Here is a 22,494-nt window from a genome sequence, read left to right as displayed (position 1 = left end):
GTCGGCCTCTTACAAGCTGCGCTTGATAATTTGAACTTCGTAGACTTCGACTTTGTCGCCCGCCTTGATGTCCTTGTAGCCCTTCACCGCGAGACCGCACTCCATACCGTGACGTACTTCCATGACGTCTTCCTTGAAGCGGCGCAGTGACTCCAGTTCACCCTGGAACACCACCACATCTTCACGCAGCACGCGAATCGGCTTGTTCTTGAACAGGCTGCCCTCGAGCACCATGCAACCAGCGGCAGAGCCGAACTTGGATGAATGGAACACTTCACGAACCTGGGCCATACCCACAATGTTTTCGCGACGCTCAGGTGTGAGCAGACCAGACATGGCATCACGCACATCATCAATCAATTCATAAATGATGCTGTAGTAACGCAGGTCGATACCATCATTCTGGCACTTCGCACGGGCCGCGTTATCGGCACGGACGTTGAAGCCCAAGACGACGGAGCCTGTCGATTCGGCCAAGGCCACATCAGATTCAGCAATCGCACCGACACCCGAGCTAACGATCTTAACGCGGACTTCGTCCGTGCTGAGGTCATTAAGTGCAGCCGTGAGTGCTTCCAAGGAACCACGCACATCGGTTTTAAGAATGATATTGACCGATGCCACTTCTGCCTTGCCCATGTTGGCAAACAGATTTTCCAGCTTCATGCTTTCGGCCAGATCCATACGCGCCTGACGATCACGAGCAATACGGAAGTCTGCGACTTCACGGGCCTTACGATCATCGGCGACGACGAGGAACTCATCGCCAGCACCTGGCGCATCCGGCAGACCAAGAATCTCAACCGGCATGGACGGGCCTACCGACTTAACCTGCTTACCATTCTCATCGACTAGGGCACGGGCACGACCGTAGAGCGTACCCGCCAGTACCAAGTCACCCTGCTTCAGGGTGCCTTTCTGCACGAGCAAGGTTGCTACCGCACCACGACCCTTATCAATGCGCGACTCGATCACAACACCTTGTGCTGGACCTTCAGAGACGGCGGTTAGCTCCAGCAGTTCAGCTTGAATCAGGATGGCTTCGAGCAATTCGTCGATACCAAAACCGGTCTTCGCCGACACCTTCACAACCTGTGTATCACCGCCCCACTCTTCACAAATAACTTGCTTGGCAGACAGCTCACTGAGCACGCGATCAAAGTCCACGGACTCTTTGTCGACCTTGTTCATGGCAACAATCAGTGGAACACCGGATGCGCGAGCGTGATCAATGGCTTCTGCCGTTTGTGGCATCACGCCATCATCCGCAGCCACCACCAGCACCACAATATCGGTCGCCTTGGCACCACGCGCACGCATCGCAGTGAATGCGGCGTGGCCCGGGGTATCGAGGAATGTAATCATGCCGCGTGGCGTTTCAACGTGGTATGCGCCAATGTGCTGCGTAATACCGCCCGCTTCACCGGCAGCAACCTTGGCGCGACGGATGTAGTCGAGCAACGAGGTCTTACCGTGGTCAACGTGACCCATAATGGTCACAACAGGCGCACGTGTCTTGGCATCGCCATGACGAACGATAGAGTCCATCAACGAATCTTCCAGCGCGGTTTCACTGACGAACTTAGGCGCATGACCCATTTCTTCAACTACTAGACCGGCAGTGGCTTGATCAATCACTTGATCGGCCGTGACCACTTCGCCCATTTTCATGAGCACACGAATCACTTCGCGAGTTTTCTTAGCCATCTTCTGGGCCAAGTCACTCACCACAATCGACTCACCAATGCTGACTTCGTAAACCTGTTTCTCAACGGGCTTCTCGAAGCCATGCTTCTTGGAAAGGGCACTGGTTAACGTGCGCTGAACTGGACGGAAGGTCTGTTCTTCGCGCTTCTTCGGACCTTTCTTGGCCGTGCGAGTTGGCGTCGATGTACCACGCTTAATTTCACGATCTTCGCGAGCGAACGAATCTTCATACGCGACGCCCACCAGACCGCGAGCCAGCGGCGTGTCGGCTACTGGTGCAACTGTCTGTGCACGTCCGGCAAGTTCTTCGGCGATGCGACGCGCTTGTTCTAATGTTTTTTGGCTAGCTTTTTCTTCCGCTTCTTTTCGTGCAGCTTCTTCTTGACGACGACGAGCATCTTCCGCGGCACGCTCTTTAGCTGCCTGCTCTTCACGACGTGCGCGCTCTTCCGGTGTCTCTAATTTCTTGACATCGACCTTGGGCACACTGAGCTTGCGGCTATCTTTTGCATCGCCACCCATCTGCTTACGTGCTTCTTCAGCAGCCTTACGAGCCTCTTCTTCCGCGGCAGCAATTCGTGCCTCTTCTGCGGCACGACGAACAGCTTCTTCAGCCGCAATACGTTCAGCTTCGGCTTTACGAACGGCTTCTTCGGCGGCCAGGCGCGCTTGCTCTTCGGCTTCACGTGTCGACTCTTCTTGCTCTTCGAGCAAGGAGCGCTTCACATAGGTTTTTGTCTTGCGGACTTCAACGTTAACCGTTTTGGCTTTGCCGCCGGTCACGGGAGCCGTTTTCAGTGTGCTCACCGTCTTACGTTGCAGGGTAATTTTCTGCGGCTGACCCGCAGCTTCGCCATGCTCACGCTTCAGGTGAGACAGCAGCTGCTGCTTTTCAATATCAGACACAGCAGCATCAGGATTGGTGTGCGACAAGCCAGCGTCGCGCATTTGCGCGAGCAGCACATCGACTGAACGACCGACAGTTTCGGCGAGTTGTTTGACAGTTACATCAGCCATGGGGCGTGGTTCTCCGTTGCAAAAGAGGTGGCCAAGGTTCAGTTGAACCAGGGCTCACGCGCCTTCATGATCAATTGGGCTGCCGACTCAGGCGTAATGCCTTCGATATCAGCAATATCATCAATGGCTTGTTCAGCCAGGTCTTCCATGGTCACGATGCCGCGAGCAGCCAAAGCAAATGCCAGCTTGCGCTCCATCCCTTCCATTGCCAGCAGATCGTCAGCAGGCTCTTTCGCACCTTCTTCCGACACCAGCGCCTTGGTCAGCAGTGCGTCTTTGGCGCGCTGACGCAGCGCCTCTACCAGGTCTTCATCAAAATCTTCAATGGCCAGCAACTCTTCCAGAGGCACGTAGGCCACTTCTTCGAGCGTGGTGAAGCCTTCATTAACGAGAATGCCGGCGATATCGTCATCCACACCCAGGTCAGCCACAAAACAATCAACGAACTTCTGGGCTTCGGTTTCTTGCTTGGTTTGCGCATCAGCAACGGTCATCACGTTCAAACGCCAGCCGGTCAGGTCCGACGCCAAGCGTACGTTCTGGCCACCGCGACCAATGGCCATGGCAAGCTGATCTTCCTCAACGGCAACGTCCATGCTGTGGCTGTCTTCGTCAACAATGATCGAGGACACTTCAGCTGGCTGCAGCGCGTTAATCACGAACTGTGCAGGGTTATCATCCCAAAGCACGATATCGACACGCTCACCACCGAGCTCACCCGATACGGCTTGCACGCGCGAACCGCGCATACCAATACATGCGCCCTGCGGATCAATGCGGTGATCGTTGCTCTTCACAGCCAACTTGGCGCGCACGCCCGGATCACGCGCCGCAGCACGGATGGCGATAATTTCTTCGCCAATTTCCGGCACCTCAATGCGGAATAATTCAATCAGCATTTCAGGGCTGGCACGAGACAACAAAAGCTGAGCACCACGGCCTTCGCTATTCACAGCATAGAGCACGGCACGCACGCGATCCCCCATGCGGAAGTTTTCGCGCGGCAGCATCTCTTCTTTGGCCAAATAGGCTTCAGCGTTTGCTCCGAGGTCAACAATCATGCCATCACGTGTACTTTTCTTGACCGTACCCGAGAGAATCTCGCCAATGCGATCACGGTAAGCGTCAACCACGAGCGCACGCTCAGCCTCACGCACTTTCTGCACAATGACTTGCTTGGCTGTTTGCGCCGCGATACGACCAAACTCAATGGAAGGAACAGACTCCTCAACGATATCACCGAGCTTCAAGCCCTTTTCTTCGACATCACTAATTGCCAGCTGCATCGCAGGAATTTCGTGGTCTTCATCGGCAACGACCTCCCAGAAACGGAAAGTCGAATACTCACCCGTGCGGCGATCGATCACGACGCGAATATTGATTTCGTCGGTGTCAAAACGCTTCTTGGTGGCAGCAACCAGCGCCTGCTCCAAAGCCTCGAAAATGACTTCGCGCGCAACACCTTTCTCGTTGCTGACGGAGTCCACTACCAACAGGATTTCTTTGCTCATGATTCGACCTGCGTGATCATTTGTTCTTGTCAGAAATTAGGCACGATGTTGGCTTTGTCGATGCTCACGAAAGGAATCTGCACCAGCACACCCTCCACTTGCAACGACAGCTGCACTTCATCTGCCGCCTGAATATGGCCCTTAAAACGGCGACGACCTTGAATAGGCGCCGTCAACCGCACGTTTACTTCTTCACCGATGAAACGAATGTAATGCGCCGGCTTGAACAGTGCACGATCCCAGCCTGGTGAAGATACTTCCAGGGTGTACTCACCACTGATGGGATCTTCAACATCGAGCACACCACTGACCTGATGGCTCACCGTCGAGCAGTCATCAATGCCAACACCTTCCTCGCGTTCGGTTTCAATAAAAAGACGCAGCACGGAATGTTTTCCCTGCTGAAAAAACTCAAGACCCCACAACTCGAAACCACAAGCCGCTACCGCTGGCTCGAGCAACGTTGTTAGATCTTCGACTTTCTTCGAGATTGCCATGTCGGCCCCTCTCCCCCGTCATGCGCTCGCGTCGCGAAGACACTTCGCAAAACCCAAACGCCAGAAACAAAAAGTGGGCGAATCGCCCACGGTATCGGCAGCCACAGCACCCGAAGATACCTGCCGCAGGACCCATAAAAAAGCCCACTTAAGCGTGGGCTTTTTTACAAAGTCCGAATGTGGTAGCGGGGGCTGGATTTGAACCAACGACCTTCGGGTTATGAGCCCGACGAGCTACCTGACTGCTCCACCCCGCATCAGAGGTTGCGAACTGTACGGATCTGACACGGACTTGTCAAACCTTTTCGCCACCGGCGATGCCGGTATTTACGACTCATTTGGGACTGATGCCAAAACAAGCTTTAAATTGGTGCGGAAGGGGGGACTTGAACCCCCACGCCGTTAGGCACAGCCACCTCAAGGCTGCGTGTATACCAATTTCACCACTTCCGCATGTCGGTGTTTAAACCCGCCTCCGGGCTTTTTTGAGGCTTTCGCCCCTATCGAACTTCCAACGCTTATTTTGAGGACGTTGGCAGATCAGCATTCAACGGTGCAACGGGCGCAACGGCAGATTCAGGCAGCACAGGCAGAGCCGACTGAGGCGCCGCTGCTGCAGGGAAAAACGCCCCCGCTTTTGCCGCATTCTGCTTGGCATAAACAGCCAAACCCAAACTGGTCAGGAAAAACACCAGCGCCAAACCTGCAGTCAGCTTGGTTAAGAACCCTGCCGAACCTGCGCTACCAAAGACCGTACCGGAAGCACCAGAGCCAAACGATGCGCCCATTTCGGCACCCTTGCCCTGTTGCAACAAAATGAGTGCAATCATGACAACTGCCACCAATATGTGTACGGCCAGAACCAGCGTTTCCATCTTCTTACCCTGTTAAAGCGCTTGCTGGGCAGCCCGGCAAATCGCTAAAAATTCTGTGGCCTGTAGGGATGCCCCACCAACCAATGCACCATCTATATCTGGCATCGCAAACAAACCTTGCGCATTCGATGCCTTAACACTACCGCCATACACAATTCTCAGCGCTGCCGCACAATCTGCATCAAAGGCGGCAACAACTGCCCTTAACGAGACATGTACCGCTTGCGCCTGAATCGGAGAGGCCGTTAAGCCCGTACCAATTGCCCAGACCGGCTCGTAAGCCAGCACTGCATTCGCTAATGCTTCTGGACCTTGCGACTCCAGCACGGCCAGCAACTGCCGCGACACCACCGACAATGTTTCGCCAGCTTCTCGCTCAGCGAGCGTTTCGCCCACACACAACACTGGACTCAGCCCGGCTTGCCGTAGTGCCTTAAATTTTGCGGCCACGACATAATCATTTTCAGCATACAACTGACGACGCTCAGAGTGCCCAACCAGCGCACCCGACACACCACAGTCTTTCAACATCGCCGACGATAATTCGCCGGTGTAAGCCCCAGAGTCATACTCTGAAACCGTTTGCGCCAGCACCCGTAATGAGCCGCCTTTAACGGCATCATTAATCTGCAACCAATACGGTGCAGGCGGCACTAGACACACATCGATTTCGCTCAATTCACGGAGCTCGCTCAACTCGCTCAATAGCGCCTGAGCCTGAGCTTGCGATCCGTTCATTTTCCAATTGCCAGCGACCCAGGGGCGACGCATATCTAACTCCTTGGCAGGCCGGCCTCGCGAGGTCGGCAATACTAGCGAAGCTCTCGCAGGCTTACAAGCAGTTGCGAACGACTTCTGCCAACTCTTCGGCTAATTCTTGCACCAAAGCCGCATCAGCACCCTCCACCATGACGCGAATCAGTGGCTCCGTGCCAGACGCACGCAAGAGCACTCGCCCTTGATCTGCCAGTTTCTCTTCAGCCAAGGCCACGGCTTTTTGAATAGCTGGCACTGTTTTGATATCGATTTTCTCCGCCAAGCGCACATTAATAAGCACTTGCGGGTACTTAGTCATACCCGCCTTGAGTTCCGCAAGCGACCTACCGCTGCCGATCATCGCGGCCAATACTTGCAAGGCAGCCACAATGGCATCGCCGGTGGTGGCCTTATCCAAACACACTATGTGACCCGATGCCTCGCCGCCGAGCGTCCAACCGCGACTCTCCAATGCCGCCATAACATAGCGATCTCCGACATTAGCGCGAACAAACTCTAAGCCTAGGGCTTGGATTGCTTTCTCCATGCCGAAGTTGCTCATCAGTGTGCCAACCACGCCGCCCACCACTTTGCCAGCGCGCAGTCGCTCCCTAGCAATCAAGTAAATCAGCTCATCGCCATCTACCAGGGTGCCTTGATGATCCACCATAACAATGCGATCGCCGTCGCCATCAAAGGCAATCCCAAGATCGGCTTTTTCGGCTAGAACCCGCGCCTGCAACCCCTCAGGGTGCGTGGAACCTACTTCATGGTTAATGTTCAAACCATCGGGCTCGCAAGCATGCTTAATGACCGTTGCGCCCAACTCTGCGAATACGGCCGGGCCAACTTGATACGTGGCGCCATGAGCGCCATCAACGACGATCTTCAATCCTTGCAGCGACATACTGAATGGCAGGGCCGACTTACAGAACTCGATGTATCGACCTCGAGCATCCTCCTGACGAATCACCTTACCGAGCTGGTCGGGCTTATCGATGACCATCTCCCGATCCATCCACGCTTCGATGTCTAACTCGACGGCATCAGGCAGTTTTTTACCATCCGCACCAAAAAATTTAATGCCATTGTCGTAATAAGGATTGTGCGAAGCCGAAATGACGATGCCCGCGCTCGCATGGAAGGCGCGCGTGAGATGTGCCACTGCTGGCGTTGGAATTGGCCCGAGCAAACGCACACTGACACCCGCCGCAGACAATCCCGACTCCAGTGCCGACTCAAAAACATAGCCGGACAAGCGTGTATCTTTGCCTACCACAACCGATGCGTTGCCCTGCGACGCCATGGCACGACCTGCCGCCCAACCCAACTTCAACGCAAAATCTGGAGTGATGGGGTACTGCCCCACTAAGCCGCGAACACCATCCGTGCCAAAGTACTTTCTGCTCATACATCATCCTTTTGATAATTTTTTTGTGCCTGCCAGAGCATCAATGCCTCAACGGTTGGCGCCACATCATGGGTACGAACAATACGCGCGCCTCGATCAACCGCCAAGAGCATGGCGGACAATCCGGCCGCTTGTCGCGCCATCACCGGAGCTCCATTCAATACCTGACCCAGCATGGATTTACGCGACACCCCAACCAATAGCGGCAAGGCCAGCGCTTGAAGTTCATCAAACTGCGCCAACAAACGTAAATTGTGCGCAAGACTCTTGCCGAAACCAAAACCCGGGTCGCAAATTAGCTGCTCTCGACGAATACCGGCGCGCAGGCAGGCCTCAATACGCTCGTGCAAAAATGCGCTCACTTCAGCCACTACGTGCTGATAGCTTGGCGACACCTGCATCGCGTCTGGCTCGCCCTGCATGTGCATTAAACAGACGGGCAAGCCCGTACTCGCCGCAGCCGCCATTGCACCCTCGCGCCTGAGCGCGCGCACATCATTGATCAGTCCCGCACCTAAGCGCGCAGCCTCTGTCATGGCCTGCGGCGTTGAGGTATCCACCGAAATAATGACATCAACATTCGCGGCAATGGCCTCTACCACAGGCAATAAACGATCCAGTTCTTCGGCCAGGGTCACCGGCTTGGCACCCGGCCGCGTGCTTTCAGCACCGACATCAATAATGTGCGCGCCTTCCGCCAACATGGCCTCCGCCTGACGCAAAGCGGCATCACGCTGCGTGTAACGCCCTCCATCCGAAAAGGAGTCTGGCGTGACATTGAGCACGCCCATAACGACAGGCGTGTGCAGGGAAATGGTGCGCGAACCACAGTGGAGTATCGTCATGTTGTACTTTCAGAAAAGACGATGCCCCGCCTGCACAAAGGCGCAGACGGGGCATGACATTAACGTTTAAACCGCGTCTGCAGCAGGCTCGCCCACTACATCAGACTCCGCTTTAGTGGCGCTTACTGTTGGGCTTCCACCCGACTTGTCGCTGTCGCTCCAACCGCGAGGGGTACGGACCGGTACGCGCGCCATCAAATCATCGATCTGATCGGAATCAATGGTTTCATACTGCATGAGAGCCGCTGCCATGGCATCGAGGATGTCCCGATTGTCGACCAGCAATTGCTTCGAGCGCGTATAGCAACGATCAATGATGGCGCGCATTTCCACGTCAATATCAATCGCCGTTTGCGTCGAGATATTGCCCCGAGCACCCGGGCGACCATACATTTCGGCTTCATTTTCTTCATACAGCAAGGGGCCGAGCTTTTCGGATAAGCCCCACTTGGTGACCATATTGCGCGCCAACTCAGTGGCTCGTTGAATGTCGTTGCTCGCGCCCGTGGTGACACCATCCACACCCAGTGTCAGCTCTTCTGCAATACGGCCGCCGAACAATGAACAAATATTGCCTTCAATCCCGCGCTTGGAAATGGAGTAACGATCTTCCTCGGGCAAGAACATGGTGACGCCCAAGGCGCGGCCACGCGGAATAATCGACACTTTGTAGACCGGATCATGCTCAGGCGTTAAGCGACCGACAATGGCATGCCCCGCTTCGTGATAGGCCGTGTTGAGCTTTTCTTTATCCGACATCACCATGGATTTGCGCTCAGCGCCCATCATGATTTTGTCTTTGGCCTTCTCAAAGTCATTCATACAGACTTGCTTGCTATCGCTGCGTGCAGCGAACAAGGCCGCTTCATTGACTAAGTTAGCCAAATCAGCGCCCGAGAAGCCCGGCGTTGAACGCGCAAGGGTTGATGCATCCACATCGCCTGCCATCGGAATTTTGCGCATGTGCACCCGCAGAATCTGCTCACGGCCACGGATATCCGGCAGACCCACAACAACCTGGCGATCGAAGCGACCTGGACGCAAGAGTGCCGAGTCCAGCACATCGGGGCGGTTGGTAGCAGCAATGACGATGACGCCTTCGTTGCCCTCGAAGCCATCCATTTCTACCAGCAACTGGTTCAGGGTTTGTTCGCGCTCATCGTTGCCACCGCCCATGCCGGCGCCACGATGACGACCCACTGCGTCAATTTCATCGATGAAAATAATGCATGGGGATTGCTTCTTGGCCTCTTCGAACATGTCGCGCACACGGCTAGCGCCCACGCCAACAAACATTTCAACGAAGTCTGAGCCAGAAATGGAGAAGAACGGCACCTTCGCTTCGCCTGCAATCGCTTTAGCCAGCAGCGTTTTACCCGTGCCTGGCTGACCTGCCATGAGGATGCCACGTGGAATACGTCCGCCGAGTTGCTGGAACTTGCCCGGATCGCGCAGGAACTCTACGACCTCTTTGACTTCTTCCTTGGCCTCATCGCACCCCGCCACATCAGCGAATGTGACCTTGATTTGATCTTCACTGAGCTGACGCGCACGCGACTTGCCAAACGACATCGGATTGCCACGACCACCCGGCCCGCCACCCATGCCGCCACCCATCTTGCGGGACAGGAACATAAACAAACCGACCATCAAGAGGATGGGGAAAGCGGCTACCAAGAGCTGCGACACTAGGCCCTGCTGCTCAGCTGGCGCGCCCACGATGGCGACATTTTGCTTGAGCAATTGATTCATCAGGTCAGGATCTTGAATCGGCGGACGCACCACATCGAAACGCTGACCACTGGCGCGATCACCCGAGATCGTGTCTGGCGTAATACGAACCTGCTTAATTTCACCCGCATCTACCGCGGCGAGGAATTCGCTATAGGACATAGCCTGAGCGGGCTTGGCCTTGTTGAAATTGCCGAAAGCAAACATAAGGCCGCCGGCAATCAACAACCAAACCACTAAGTTCTTGGCGATATCATTCATTATCACGAACCTCCCAGGCTCAAAAAAATTAGGGCTTAAAACCCGTAGCCACCAAATAGACTTCGCGTGAACGCGCTCTAGAGGCATCAGGCTTACGCGCCTTCAGCACCGGGAAGTGCTGACGAATCATGTGCCGGTACTCCTCATAGCCTTCTCCCTGAAAGACCTTAACGAGGAACGCACCATTTGGCTTAAGCACTCGCACCGCCATATCAAGTGCCAACTCACAGAGATACATCGCACGCGGCTGATCTACTGAGTTATTACCAGACATATTGGGGGCCATATCGCAAATTACAAGGTCAACTGGCTTATCCCCTAACGCTGCCATAATTTCGTCGAGCACACTGTCTTCACGAAAATCACCCTGAACAAAGGTTACATCAGGCAAAGCATCCATGGGCAGAATGTCTGTCGCAACCACACAACCCCGGTCACCGAGGATTTTTCCGGCCACCTGACACCATCCGCCGGGCGCAGAGCCCAAGTCCAAAACCCGCATACCGGGCTTAATCAGCTTATCTTTCTCTTGAATTTCCAGCAGTTTATAACTGGCTCGCGAGCGATATCCGTCTTTCCAGGCACGCTGAACGTAATGATCATCGAGGTGTTCACGCATCCAAACTTTGCTGCTACCGCTCAGTTTGTGGTTGGTAATCTTTGTGGCCATATCTCACCGCAGGCTAACCTGCAAAAAAAACGAACTCGTCCGCCTCAACAGGCTAAACTAAGCATCCTTTTTACCAGAAACCCGCCCGCATTTCCTGACAAACCGTGCTTACGGCTGGATTTGCGCTCGGACCAGCGTCATTTGAGGTTTATTGTGAGCTTGTCTACCGCTGAAAAAAAACGACTTCGCCAAATTGGTCACCACCTTAACCCGGTGGTTCTACTCGGCGGCAATGGACTCACTGAAGCGGTCATCGCGGAAATTGATGCTCGCCTTGAAGATCACGAACTCATCAAGGTCCGTGTGGGCGGTGAAGACCGCGCCGCTCGCTTGGCTGCGATTGAAGAAATTGCTAACGCAACAAAATCCGAAGTGGCTCAAATTATTGGGAAGCTGGCGCTGCTTTACCGCGCGGCTCGCAAGCCCGACCCTAAGTTGTCGAACCTGCTGCGCGTAACAGGCTAAATCTCTACGCGGATCACAGTCCGCGCTGTAGCTTTTGCTGCACAAACAACGGGCCAATGAGCAAAAAAACCAAATCATCAGCAAATGATGGTTTCTCACCCTCGACTTTATGCCCCCAGAACTGCACGGCCCAAGCTGCCACCCACGTTGCGACAAAAATCGCAAACATGGGCAGCTGTGCTTGCTCCATCCAAACGATGAGCGCAAAGCTAATAGCCAACCAAATTAGGCCTGTGGCTGCACTCCAGAGAGATAGACGCATATAAAACGCCATGACTGGTAATGCGCCCAATGTCGCGACATTGACCCAAGGATGATACGCCTCTGGAATACCCGGAATTAGATGCCCGAGTGGAATGAGCCAGAACAGCCCTAAGGTGGCCCAAAAAATGAGTGGCACACAAAAAATATGGACGATCTGATTGGTTCTGTTTCGGTGGCTTTTGGCGTACTCGGCCAAAAATTCTGACTCACTGCGCATCGGTTCATCCTCTTTTTTTGTTAGCCATGCTTTTAGGCAGTATCTCACCGACTGTCAACCAATGCTCCACACCTTCGTTAGTCAAATTACCTAACGGAGAAGCAACATGAAAAAACTATTCGCTGCTGTGATCTTACTCGCTTCAACGCCGCTCTTTGCGGCGGATGTAGGCGTATCTGTCAGCATTGGCCAACCTGGCTTTTATGGCCAAATCGACATTGGCAATCAGTACTCAAGGCCTGCCTTGATTTACAGCCAACCCGTGGTCATTCAGCCCGTTCAAGTGGCTCGTCAGCCGATGTATCTTCATGTCCCGCGTGGCCATGCAAAGAACTGGCGCAAACATTGCCGCCAATATGGTGCCTGCGGCACACCGGTCTACTTCGTACAGGACAACTGGTATAACAACGTCTATGTACCTGAGTACCGCAAACATAAGCACAAGGATCGCGGCCATTCTGGTAATGGACATGGCCATGGCCACGGAAATGGTCATAAAGACTAAAAAAAACGCCCTCACTTGAGGGCGTTTTTTTTGCGGCCTCAGTTACACATATCGAACCGCAATAACCTCATATTCAACGCGACCACCCGGCGTTTCAATCATCACGGCGTCGCCTTCTACCTTGCCGATCAAACCGCGTGCAATCGGCGAGTTCACAGAGATTTTACCAATCTTGTAGTCCGCCTCATCGTCACCAACGATTTGATATGTCTTTGCTTCTCCCGTTTCAACGTTCTCAATATCCACCGTTGCACCAAAAATGACTTTGCCATTGTTGGTCATCTGTGTGATGTCGATGATCTGGGCATTACTGAGCTTGCCTTCAATGTCTTGAATACGCCCTTCAATAAAGCCCTGCTGCTCGCGAGCAGCGTGATATTCGGCGTTTTCTTTCAAGTCGCCGTGCGCACGCGCTTCCGCAATCGCCGCCGTAACCGCGGGGCGATCCGTGCCCTTCAGCTTATTCAATTCGGCTTTTAAGGCTTCTGCGCCCTGCACCGTCATCGGATAGCGTTGCATTACGCAATACCCTCATGCATGTCCTGCAGACGGCGAACCGTCAGCGCATCCTTAGAACGCAAGGATTGGCAGACCGCGTCCGCACCGCTGAGCGTGGTCGTGTAGTAGACCTTGCCCTGCAGCGCGCTGCGGCGGATCGAGAACGAGTCCTGCTGCGCCTGCTTGCCTTCGGTGGTGTTGATGATGAAGCTGATCTCGCCATTCTTCAGCATGTCGACGACATGCGGACGGCCCTCGGTGACCTTGTTGATGCGACGGCAGGCAATGCCAGCCGCTTCCAGCTCTCGCTGTGTACCACTGGTGGCAACCAGTTCGAAGCCCAAATCTGCCAATTCACGACCGATACGCGGCAGATGCACCTTGTCCGAATCACGCACGGACAAAAACACACGGCCGCCATTCGGCAGACGTTCGTTGGAGCCTAGCACGGCCTTATGGAAGGCCTCAGCGAACGTGGCGCCGGAGCCCATAACTTCGCCCGTGGACTTCATTTCTGGGCCAAGGATGGGGTCGACACCAGGGAATTTGGCAAACGGGAATACGGCTTCTTTCACGCTGTAGTACGGCGGGATGATTTCTTTCGTGAAGCCCTGATCGGCCAGCGACATGCCGGCCATGCAGCGCGCAGCGACCTTGGCCAGCGAAGTGCCGATGCACTTGGACACGAACGGCACGGTGCGCGAGGCACGCGGGTTCACTTCCAGCACGTAGACATCCTGACCCTTGACCGCGAACTGCACGTTCATGAGGCCGACTACGCCTAGCTCGCGCGCCATGCGAATGGTCTGGTCGCGCATGATGTCTTGCAGCTCGGCCGAGAGGTTGTACGGCGGCAGCGAGCAGGCAGAGTCACCAGAGTGAATGCCGGCCTGTTCGATGTGCTGCATGATGCCGCCGATGACGACATCCTTGCCATCGCTGACGCAGTCAACGTCGACTTCGATGGCGTCATCGAGGAAGCGGTCGAGCAGCACCGGCGACTCGTTCGAGGCCTGCACGGCTTCGCGCAGGTAGCGCGCTAGCTCGGCATCGTTGAAGACGATTTCCATGGCTCGGCCGCCGAGCACATAGCTCGGGCGCACGACCAGCGGATAGCCGACTTCCGAGGCCAGCAGCAGGCCCTCTTCAGCCGAACGCGCGATACGGTTCGGTGGCTGCAGCAGGTTCAGGCGCTCGACCATCTGCTGGAAACGCTCACGGTCTTCGGCACGGTCGATAGCATCCGGCGAGGTGCCGATGATGGGCACACCGGCCGCTTCAAGTGCACGCGCCAGCTTCAGCGGCGTCTGGCCGCCGTACTGCACGATGACGCCCTTGGGCTTTTCCAGCGCCGCGATTTCGAGCACATCTTCCAGCGTTACCGGCTCGAAAAACAGGCGGTCAGAGGTGTCGTAGTCGGTGGACACGGTTTCCGGGTTGCAGTTGACCATGATGGTTTCGTAGCCATCTTCGCGCATGGCGAGGGCCGCGTGCACGCAGCAGTAGTCGAACTCAATGCCCTGACCAATGCGGTTCGGACCGCCACCCAGCACCATAATCTTGTCACGGCTGCTCGGATTGGCTTCGCACTCTTCCTCGTAGGTCGAGTACATATAAGCGGTGCTGGTGGCGAACTCAGCCGCGCAGGTGTCAACACGTTTGTAGACCGGACGGATACCCAGGCTCCAGCGGCGCGTGCGCAGCTCTTTCTCGGACACACCAATCAAACTGGCCAGGCGGCCGTCGGAAAAGCCTTTACGCTTCAAGCCCCACATCGTGTCGTAGTCCAGGCCAGCAAAGCCGATACGGGCCACGTCAGCTTCTGACTTAATCAGGTCTTCGATTTGCACCAGGAACCACTTGTCTACGCCAGTCAGGCGATAGACTTCATCCAAGCCTAGACCCATACGGAAGGCATCACCGATGTACCAAATACGATCCGGCCCCGGATTCGACAGCTCGTTACGGAGCTTGGCTTCAGCCTCGGCATCACTCAGATCCAGTTTGGGTGTGAAACCGTCAACTCCGACTTCCAGGCCGCGCAGCGCTTTCTGCAACGACTCTTGGAAGGTACGGCCAATGGCCATGACTTCACCGACCGACTTCATCTGCGTGGTCAGACGCGGCTCGGCCTGTGGGAACTTCTCGAAGTTGAAGCGCGGAATCTTGGTAACAACGTAATCGATGGACGGCTCGAACGAGGCTGGCGTGCGACCGCCGGTGATGTCGTTCTTGAGTTCATCGAGCGTGTAGCCGACGGCGAGCTTGGCGGCAACTTTGGCAATCGGGAAACCCGTGGCCTTGGAGGCCAGCGCGGACGAGCGCGATACACGCGGGTTCATCTCGATGATGACCATGCGACCGTCTTTCGGGCTAATACCAAACTGTACGTTGGAACCGCCGGTCTCTACACCGATCTCACGCAGCACGGCGCACGAGGCGTCGCGCATGATTTGGTATTCTTTGTCGGTCAGGGTCTGCGCCGGCGCGACGGTAATCGAGTCGCCGGTATGCACGCCCATGGCGTCGAAGTTTTCGATGGCGCAGACGATGATGCAGTTGTCATTGCGGTCGCGCACGACTTCCATCTCGTACTCTTTCCAGCCGATCAGCGACTCATCGATCAGCAGCTCGTGCGTCGGTGACAGATCAAAACCACGCTCACAGATTTCGATGAACTCTTCACGGTTGTAAGCGATGCCACCGCCCGAGCCGCCCATGGTGAAGGACGGACGAATGATGGACGGGAAACCGGTGGTTTCCAGAACCGCAAAGGCCTCTTCCATGGTGTTAGCAATGCCGGCTCGCGGGCACTCGAGACCGATGCGACGCATGGCCTGGTCGAACAAGCGACGGTCTTCGGCCATGCGGATGGCCTCTTTCGAAGCACCGATCAGCTCAACATTGAACTTGGCGAGCACGCCTTCCTTATCCAGCGCCAACGCGCAGTTCAGCGCAGTCTGGCCGCCCATGGTCGGTAACAGCGCATCCGGACGCTCTTTCTCGATGATTTGTGCCACGGTCTGCCAGGTGATCGGCTCGATGTAGGTCGAGTCGGCCATGGACGGGTCGGTCATGATGGTGGCGGGATTCGAGTTCACCAGGATGACGCGGTAGCCCTCTTCGCGCAGCGCCTTACAGGCCTGGGCACCGGAGTAGTCGAACTCGCAGGCCTGGCCGATGACGATGGGGCCAGCGCCGATGATGAGAATGCTTTGAATATCAGAACGCTTTGGCATGACTTATTTCCGGGCCTGCATCAATTCAATGAAATGGTCGAACAGTGGTTGCGCATCGTTCGGGCCGGGGCTGGCTTCGGGGTGACCCTGGAAGCTGAACGCGGGCTTATCGGTGCGATGAATACCCTGCAGCGAGCCATCGAACAGCGACTTGTGGGTAACGCGCAGGTTTGCTGGCAGCGAGGCTTCATCGACCGCGAAACCATGGTTCTGACTGGTGATCATGACGCGACCGGAGTCGATATCTTGAACCGGGTGGTTGGCACCGTGGTGACCGAATTTCATCTTTAGAGTCTGGGCGCCGGAAGCCAGTGCCAACAGTTGATGGCCAAGGCAGATACCGAAAACCGGAATATCGGTGTTCAGGAACTCGGCAATGGCGGCAATGGCGTAATCACACGGTGCGGGGTCACCAGGGCCGTTAGACAGGAAAATACCGTCCGGGCTCATCGCCAGCACATCGGCTGCCGACGTTTGCGCAGGCACCACGGTCACTTCGCAGCCGCGATCCGCCAGCAAGCGCAGGATGTTGTGCTTGACGCCGAAGTCATAGGCGACAACCTTGAACTGAGGGGCGGCCGTTGGCGTGACATAGCCCTTGTCCAGGGTCCAGCTGCCTTCGGTCCACTCATACTTGTCCGTGACCGAAACCACCTTGGCGAGATCGGCGCCCTTCAGACCCGGAAAGGCGCGGGCGGCAGCGAGCGCAGCCTCGACAGCACCTTCGGCAGCAGCGGCCGGCCCGGCGATGATGGCGCCATTCTGAGCACCCTTTTCACGCAGAATTCGCGTCAGGCGACGCGTATCGATATCGGCAATGGCGGTCACGCCGTTGCGCACGAGGTAATCCGATAAGGTCTCAGTCATTCGCCAGTTGCTGGCCAACAGCGGAAGATCACGGATGATCAGGCCAGCAGCCCAGACTTGAGTCGACTCAACATCTTCTGGGTTAGTCCCGGTGTTGCCGATGTGCGGGTAGGTCAGCGTGACCATCTGTTGGCAATACGAAGGATCAGTAAGAATTTCTTGATAACCGGTCATGGCCGTATTGAAAACGACCTCACCGCTGGATTGCCCTGCGGCACCGATGGAACGACCCCGAAAAACGCTACCGTCTTCCAGAGCGAGAATGGCTGGCTGGCTCAAACCGACCTCCGAGCAGAGTAATGGGCTAGGCGTGCGCGCAAAAAAAGCGAGGAAGAGGAACTCCTTCTCGCTTTAGGCTGCCTATTTCAGCAGTGTTGCGCACAGGCACGATTTGAGCGGCGATTTTACGCGGAAGTGGCCCCGCTGTCCAACCCTGACTGCAGGTACACACCCCCATGCATGCTTACTTTAGGTTAAGCACATCGCGCATATCGTACAGAGCCGGCGCTTTTGCCGCCGCCCACAGCGCGGCACGTACGGCACCAACGGCGAAGTTAGCGCGATTGGTGGCGACATGACGAATCTCAACGCGCTCGCCTTCACCGAAAAAGAACACGGTGTGATCGCCCACGGTATCGCCGCCGCGCAGGGTCTGGAAGCCGATCTGCTGACGCTCACGCGGGCCGGTGTGGCCTTCGCGAGCATAGACGGCGACATCCTTGAGATCTCGGCCGAGCGCGCCAGCAACGGCCTCGCCCATCATCAGCGCCGTGCCGGATGGGGCATCGACCTTGTGCCGGTGATGCGCTTCCAGCACATCGATATCGACCGTGTCGCCAAAAGTCTTGGCGGCCATTTCGAGCAGCTTGAGGCTGACGTTAACACCCACGGAGTAGTTGCCGGAGTAGACCACCGGCACTTGCGCAGCCGCTGCACTGACTTGCTGCTTCTGTTCGTCATTGAGGCCGGTAGTACCGATGACGATGGCCTTGCCGTGGGCCTGGCACAGCGCCAGATGCGCAACAGTGGCTGCCGGTGCGGTGAAGTCGATAACCACATCAAACTGGTCAATGACCTCCGCCAGGCTGCCCGCCAGCGTCACGCCGAGGCGACCGATGCCGGCCAGCTCACCGGCATCGGCACCAATCAGCGACGACTCAGCGCGCTCGACGGCAGCGGTCAGCGTCGCATCCTCGGCCGCATGTACAGCAGCTATCAGGGCACGACCCATGCGCCCACCGGCGCCACAGACAGCGATTCGCGTCATTTCGTCATCTCGTCAAAGAATTTACGCACGCCGCTCAGGAACGATTCCTTGTTCGGCGATTGCTTACGGTCTTCGCCATCGAGCGATGCCTGGAAATCCTTGAGCAGGTCTTTCTGCTTGGCGGTCAAGTGCACCGGTGTTTCGATGACGATGCGGCAGAGCATATCACCCGGCGCATGCGAACGAATCGGCTTCACACCCTTACCCTTGAGGCGGAACAACTTGCCAGTCTGGGTGCCATCCGGAATGCGTAATTTCACGCGACCATCGAGCGTGGGCACTTCAATTTCGCCCCCGAGTGCGGCCACGGTGAAATCAATGGGCACTTCACAATACAGATCCGCACCATCACGCTTAAAGATGCGGTGATCGCGCACCGACACCTGCACATACAGGTCGCCTGCTGGCCCGCCGTGAGCACCGGCCTCGCCTTCACCGGTTAAGCGAATGCGATCACCCGTATCCACACCCGCCGGAATCTTCACTTCCAGCGTCTTCTGCTTACGCACGCGACCTTCGCCATGACAGCTGGAGCACGGACTTGGAATCACTTTACCGCGACCATGGCAGGTCGGGCAGGTCTGACTCATGACAAAGAAGCCCTGCTGCACGCGCACTTGGCCGCTGCCATTACAGGTACGGCATTGCGTTGCGCTGGTACCCTTCTTCGCACCGGAGCCATCGCAAGGCTCGCACTCGACCATGGTCGGCACGCGAATCTGCGCTTTGGTGCCACGCACCGCTTCTTCCAAATCCAGCTCAATGGTGTAGCCGAGGTCAGCGCCGCGATTGCTGCGTTGCTGACCACCACGACCACCGCCGCCGAAAATATCGCCGAAGACGTCGCCAAAAATATCGCCAAAGCCCGCGCCGCCAGCACCACCGCCGCCACCCATATTAGGGTCGACACCGGCATGGCCGTAACGGTCGTAAGCGGCGCGCTTGTCGGCGTTGGTGAGCATCTCGTAGGCCTCGTTGGCCTCCTTGAACTTCTCTTCCGCTTCTTTATTGTCCGGATTACGGTCCGGGTGATACTTCATTGCAAGTCGGCGATACGCCTTCTTCATTTCGTCGTCGGTGGCGTTTTTAGCGACACCGAGGACTTCGTAAAAATCACGCTTGGCCATGTTGACCCCTGGGGCAGCGCGCCCGTTTCAGCTGGTTTGCAATCGTTGCTATTTACAAAGATTGGATGCGCAAACGCGGGGAAGTCCCCGCGTTTGCATCGTGAAGTCGCTGAAAGACTTACTTCTTGTCGTCTTTCACTTCTTCGAACTCGGCATCCACGGCTCCGTCGTCCTGCTTAGCCTGACCGGCACCGGCAGCAGCGTCCGTGAACTGCGCACCTTCGGCACCGCCAGCCTGAGCCTGATCGGCGTAGAGCTTCTGCATCAGCGGCATGGAAGCGTTGCTGAGCGCTTCAACCGCCGCGTCGATCTGGTCCTTGTCGTTGGCCTTGATGGCCTCTTCGACCTTGACGATCTCGGCTTCGACCGCTGCCTTCTCTTCAGCCGTAGCCTTGTCACCGAGATCCGTCAGTGTTTTCTTGGTGGCATGCACCAGCTGATCAGCCTGGTTGCGGGCGTCGACCAGCTCGGAGAACTTCTTGTCTTCTTCGGCGTTGGCTTCAGCGTCACGCACCATCTGCTCGATTTCGGCATCGGTCAGGCCGGAATTGGCCTTGATGATGATGCTCTGCGCCTTGCCGGTAGCCTTGTCTTTGGCACCGACATTAAGAATGCCGTTGGCGTCGATGTCGAAGGTCACCTCGATCTGCGGCATGCCGCGCGGCGCCGGCGGGATGTCGGCGAGGTCGAAGCGACCTAGCGACTTGTTCTGCGCGGCCTGCTTGCGCTCGCCCTGCAGCACGTGGATGGTCACCGCCGACTGGTTGTCGTCAGCGGTGGAGAACACCTGCTGCTTCTTGGTCGGGATGGTGGTGTTCTTTTCGATGAGCACCGTCATGACGCCGCCCATGGTTTCGATGCCGAGGGACAGCGGTGTCACGTCGAGCAACAATACGTCTTTCACATCGCCGGACAGCACCGCACCTTGGAAGGCAGCGCCAATGGCCACGGCTTCATCTGGGTTCACGTCACGACGTGGCTCCTGACCGAAGAACGCTTTTACACGCTCCAGTACCAGTGGCATACGGGTCTGACCACCCACCATAATGACGTCGCCGATATCGGAAATTTTCAGGCCAGCATCGTTCAAGGCCACACGGCAGGGCTCGATGGTGCGGGCGACCAGATCCTCGACCAGGGCCTCCAGCTTGGCGCGGGTGACCTTGACGTTGAGGTGCTTGGGGCCGGTGGCATCGGCGGTGATGTAGGGCAGATTGACTTCGGTCTGCGTGGACGACGACAGCTCGATCTTCGCCTTCTCAGCAGCTTCCTTGAGACGCTGCAGGGCCAGCGGATCGTTGTGCAGGTCGATGCCCGAATCCTTCTTGAACTCGTCGGCAAGATAGTCGATCAGGCGCAGGTCGAAGTCTTCGCCGCCTAGGAAGGTGTCGCCGTTGGTGGACAGCACTTCGAACTGGTGCTCACCGTCGACTTCGGCAATCTCGATGATGGACACGTCGAAGGTGCCGCCACCGAGGTCATAGACGGCGATCTTGCGGTCGCCTTCCTTCTTGTCCATGCCGAAGGCCAGCGCAGCTGCGGTCGGCTCGTTGATGATGCGCTTCACGTCCAGACCGGCGATCTTGCCGGCATCCTTGGTGGCCTGGCGCTGGCTGTCGTTGAAATAGGCCGGCACGGTGATGACGGCTTCGGTGACCGGCTCGCCCAGGTAGTCCTCGGCGGTCTTCTTCATCTTCTTCAGCACTTCGGCGGAGATCTGCGGTGGCGCCTTGCGGTCGCCCTTCACATCCACCCAGGCATCGCCGTTGTCGGCGGCCACGATACTGTAGGGCACCATCTTGATATCTTTCTGGACCACGTCGTCCTTGAACTTGCGGCCGATCAGGCGCTTCACCGCGAACAGCGTGTTCTTCGGGTTGGTCACGGCCTGGCGCTTGGCGCCGGCACCGACCAGCACTTCATTGTCGGTGTAGGCGACGATGGACGGCGTGGTGCGTGCGCCTTCCGAGTTTTCGATGACCTTGACCTTGTCACCTTCGAGGATGGCGACGCAGCTGTTGGTGGTGCCGAGGTCGATGCCAATAATTCTGCCCATGATGCTCTCCAATAAATTGCGCTGGTTATTTAACCGCTTGCTTTTGATATGTGGGTGGATGCGTCCATTTCAAGGGCGCATCCGAAAACGAATGCTTAGCCCGCCGTGGCCACAACCACCATGGCCGGACGCAATAAGCGACCCGACAAGGTGTAGCCCTTCTGGAAGACGGCGGTTACGGTATTTGGCTCAGCCGTTGCTGAAGGCTGCATGGATACCGCTTGATGCTGTTCAGGATCGAAAGGCGCGCCCAGCGGGTCCACTGCTTCCACCGCAAATCGCTTCAGGGTGTCACTGAATAATTTATGGGTGAGGCTGACGCCTTCCTGCAGCGCCTTTACCGCCGGCTCTTCAGAGGGCACGGAGCCCAGAGCGCGCTCGAGGTTATCAACCACTTCCAGCAGGCTGCCGGCAAATTTCTCCAGCGCAAATTTGTGCGCATGGGTAACATCACGCTCTGCACGACGCTGAATGTTTTGGATTTCGGCTTGCGAGCGCAGCTGCTGGTCTCTCAACAAGCCTTCAAGTTCGGCGACGCGCGCCGCTAAATCCACCGCAGGTGCTGCCTCAATCACTGCATCTACCGCCGCTTGGACCGGCTCTTGCGTTGGCTCAACACCCTGCTCTTGGCTGGAATCAGTCATTTCTTAATCTCCTCATGCGCAAACGGCATCATTTATAGCCATGTTGCACTAGTGGAGATTGCCG

19 protein-coding genes and 2 tRNA genes are annotated in these 22,494 nt (G+C 56.5%); 2 read left to right on the top strand and 19 right to left on the bottom strand.

The features are described 5' to 3' along the window. Window positions 1-9: 9 nt before the first annotated feature. The 11 genes from infB to rlmE all read right to left on the bottom strand — a co-directional run bounded on the left by infB (window position 10) and on the right by rlmE (window position 11,281). Complete coding sequence (gene infB / locus AC14IB_RS01255; RefSeq protein ID WP_484230180.1) at window positions 10-2,724, bottom strand: translation initiation factor IF-2; 2,715 nt, start codon at window positions 2,722-2,724, stop codon at window positions 10-12. Between the two features lie 38 nt (window positions 2,725-2,762). Then, window positions 2,763-4,235 (bottom strand): transcription termination factor NusA, encoded by a 1,473-nt coding sequence (gene nusA, locus AC14IB_RS01250; protein ID WP_484230179.1) that lies wholly within the window; start codon window positions 4,233-4,235, stop codon window positions 2,763-2,765. Between the two features lie 29 nt (window positions 4,236-4,264). Continuing rightward, window positions 4,265-4,726, bottom strand: coding sequence for a ribosome maturation factor RimP (rimP, locus tag AC14IB_RS01245; RefSeq protein WP_484230217.1), 462 nt, complete (start codon window positions 4,724-4,726; stop codon window positions 4,265-4,267). Between the two features lie 186 nt (window positions 4,727-4,912). After that, window positions 4,913-4,989: transfer RNA gene (locus AC14IB_RS01240), tRNA-Met, on the bottom strand. A gap of 111 nt (window positions 4,990-5,100) precedes the next feature. Further along, window positions 5,101-5,185: transfer RNA gene (locus AC14IB_RS01235), tRNA-Leu, on the bottom strand. A gap of 65 nt (window positions 5,186-5,250) precedes the next feature. Further along, entirely contained in the window at window positions 5,251-5,607 is a 357-nt protein-coding gene (gene secG, locus AC14IB_RS01230; protein ID WP_484230178.1) for a preprotein translocase subunit SecG, read from the bottom strand. Window positions 5,608-5,619: 12 nt separating this feature from the next. Continuing rightward, window positions 5,620-6,378 carry a triose-phosphate isomerase gene (gene tpiA, locus AC14IB_RS01225; RefSeq protein WP_484230177.1) on the bottom strand — a complete coding sequence of 253 codons (759 nt, stop codon included), beginning with the start codon at window positions 6,376-6,378 and terminating at the stop codon, window positions 5,620-5,622. 61 nt (window positions 6,379-6,439) lie between these two features. Next, window positions 6,440-7,774: a phosphoglucosamine mutase gene (glmM, locus tag AC14IB_RS01220; RefSeq protein ID WP_484230176.1), complete on the bottom strand. Its 1,335-nt coding sequence runs from the start codon at window positions 7,772-7,774 to the stop codon at window positions 6,440-6,442. Beyond that, complete coding sequence (folP, locus tag AC14IB_RS01215; protein WP_484230175.1) at window positions 7,771-8,619, bottom strand: dihydropteroate synthase; 849 nt, start codon at window positions 8,617-8,619, stop codon at window positions 7,771-7,773. The genes glmM and folP overlap by 4 nt, the downstream gene beginning before the upstream one ends. Before the next feature lie 66 nt (window positions 8,620-8,685). Next, window positions 8,686-10,611, bottom strand: a complete 1,926-nt coding sequence (ftsH, locus tag AC14IB_RS01210; RefSeq protein WP_484230174.1) for an ATP-dependent zinc metalloprotease FtsH — start codon at window positions 10,609-10,611, stop codon at window positions 8,686-8,688. Window positions 10,612-10,639: 28 nt separating this feature from the next. Continuing rightward, window positions 10,640-11,281: a 23S rRNA (uridine(2552)-2'-O)-methyltransferase RlmE gene (gene rlmE, locus AC14IB_RS01205; protein ID WP_484230173.1), complete on the bottom strand. Its 642-nt coding sequence runs from the start codon at window positions 11,279-11,281 to the stop codon at window positions 10,640-10,642. Between the two features lie 153 nt (window positions 11,282-11,434). On the opposite strand from rlmE, the gene yhbY reads away from it, so the two are divergent. Continuing rightward, complete coding sequence (gene yhbY, locus AC14IB_RS01200; protein WP_484230172.1) at window positions 11,435-11,746, top strand: ribosome assembly RNA-binding protein YhbY; 312 nt, start codon at window positions 11,435-11,437, stop codon at window positions 11,744-11,746. Between the two features lie 13 nt (window positions 11,747-11,759). Here yhbY and AC14IB_RS01195 read toward each other — a convergent pair whose 3' ends face one another. After that, window positions 11,760-12,227, bottom strand: a complete 468-nt coding sequence (locus AC14IB_RS01195) for an Mpo1 family 2-hydroxy fatty acid dioxygenase (protein ID WP_484230171.1) — start codon at window positions 12,225-12,227, stop codon at window positions 11,760-11,762. A gap of 106 nt (window positions 12,228-12,333) precedes the next feature. Here AC14IB_RS01195 and AC14IB_RS01190 point away from each other — a divergent pair, with 106 nt between their 5' ends. Then, window positions 12,334-12,732: a hypothetical protein gene (locus AC14IB_RS01190; RefSeq protein WP_484230170.1), complete on the top strand. Its 399-nt coding sequence runs from the start codon at window positions 12,334-12,336 to the stop codon at window positions 12,730-12,732. A gap of 42 nt (window positions 12,733-12,774) precedes the next feature. On the opposite strand, the gene greA is transcribed toward AC14IB_RS01190, so the two are convergent. The 7 genes from greA to grpE all read right to left on the bottom strand — a co-directional run bounded on the left by greA (window position 12,775) and on the right by grpE (window position 22,430). After that, on the bottom strand, window positions 12,775-13,251 hold the full coding sequence (gene greA / locus AC14IB_RS01185; RefSeq protein WP_068857443.1) for a transcription elongation factor GreA: 477 nt from the start codon (window positions 13,249-13,251) through the stop codon (window positions 12,775-12,777). Then, entirely contained in the window at window positions 13,251-16,469 is a 3,219-nt protein-coding gene (gene carB / locus AC14IB_RS01180; protein WP_484230169.1) for a carbamoyl-phosphate synthase large subunit, read from the bottom strand. Before carB ends, greA begins: the two co-directional genes overlap by 1 nt. A 3-nt stretch (window positions 16,470-16,472) precedes the next feature. Further along, window positions 16,473-17,615, bottom strand: a complete 1,143-nt coding sequence (gene carA / locus AC14IB_RS01175; protein ID WP_484230168.1) for a glutamine-hydrolyzing carbamoyl-phosphate synthase small subunit — start codon at window positions 17,613-17,615, stop codon at window positions 16,473-16,475. A 184-nt stretch (window positions 17,616-17,799) separates the two neighbouring features. Next, window positions 17,800-18,603: a 4-hydroxy-tetrahydrodipicolinate reductase gene (gene dapB, locus AC14IB_RS01170; RefSeq protein WP_484230167.1), complete on the bottom strand. Its 804-nt coding sequence runs from the start codon at window positions 18,601-18,603 to the stop codon at window positions 17,800-17,802. After that, window positions 18,600-19,730, bottom strand: coding sequence for a molecular chaperone DnaJ (dnaJ, locus tag AC14IB_RS01165; protein WP_484230166.1), 1,131 nt, complete (start codon window positions 19,728-19,730; stop codon window positions 18,600-18,602). The genes dapB and dnaJ overlap by 4 nt, the downstream gene beginning before the upstream one ends. A gap of 118 nt (window positions 19,731-19,848) precedes the next feature. Then, window positions 19,849-21,786, bottom strand: a complete 1,938-nt coding sequence (gene dnaK / locus AC14IB_RS01160; RefSeq protein WP_484230165.1) for a molecular chaperone DnaK — start codon at window positions 21,784-21,786, stop codon at window positions 19,849-19,851. A gap of 95 nt (window positions 21,787-21,881) precedes the next feature. Beyond that, complete coding sequence (gene grpE / locus AC14IB_RS01155; protein WP_484230164.1) at window positions 21,882-22,430, bottom strand: nucleotide exchange factor GrpE; 549 nt, start codon at window positions 22,428-22,430, stop codon at window positions 21,882-21,884. Window positions 22,431-22,494: the final 64 nt, after the last annotated feature.

This window comes from Perlucidibaca sp., from assembly GCF_057084925.1.
This window is presented reverse-complemented; position numbering and strand designations above follow the sequence as displayed.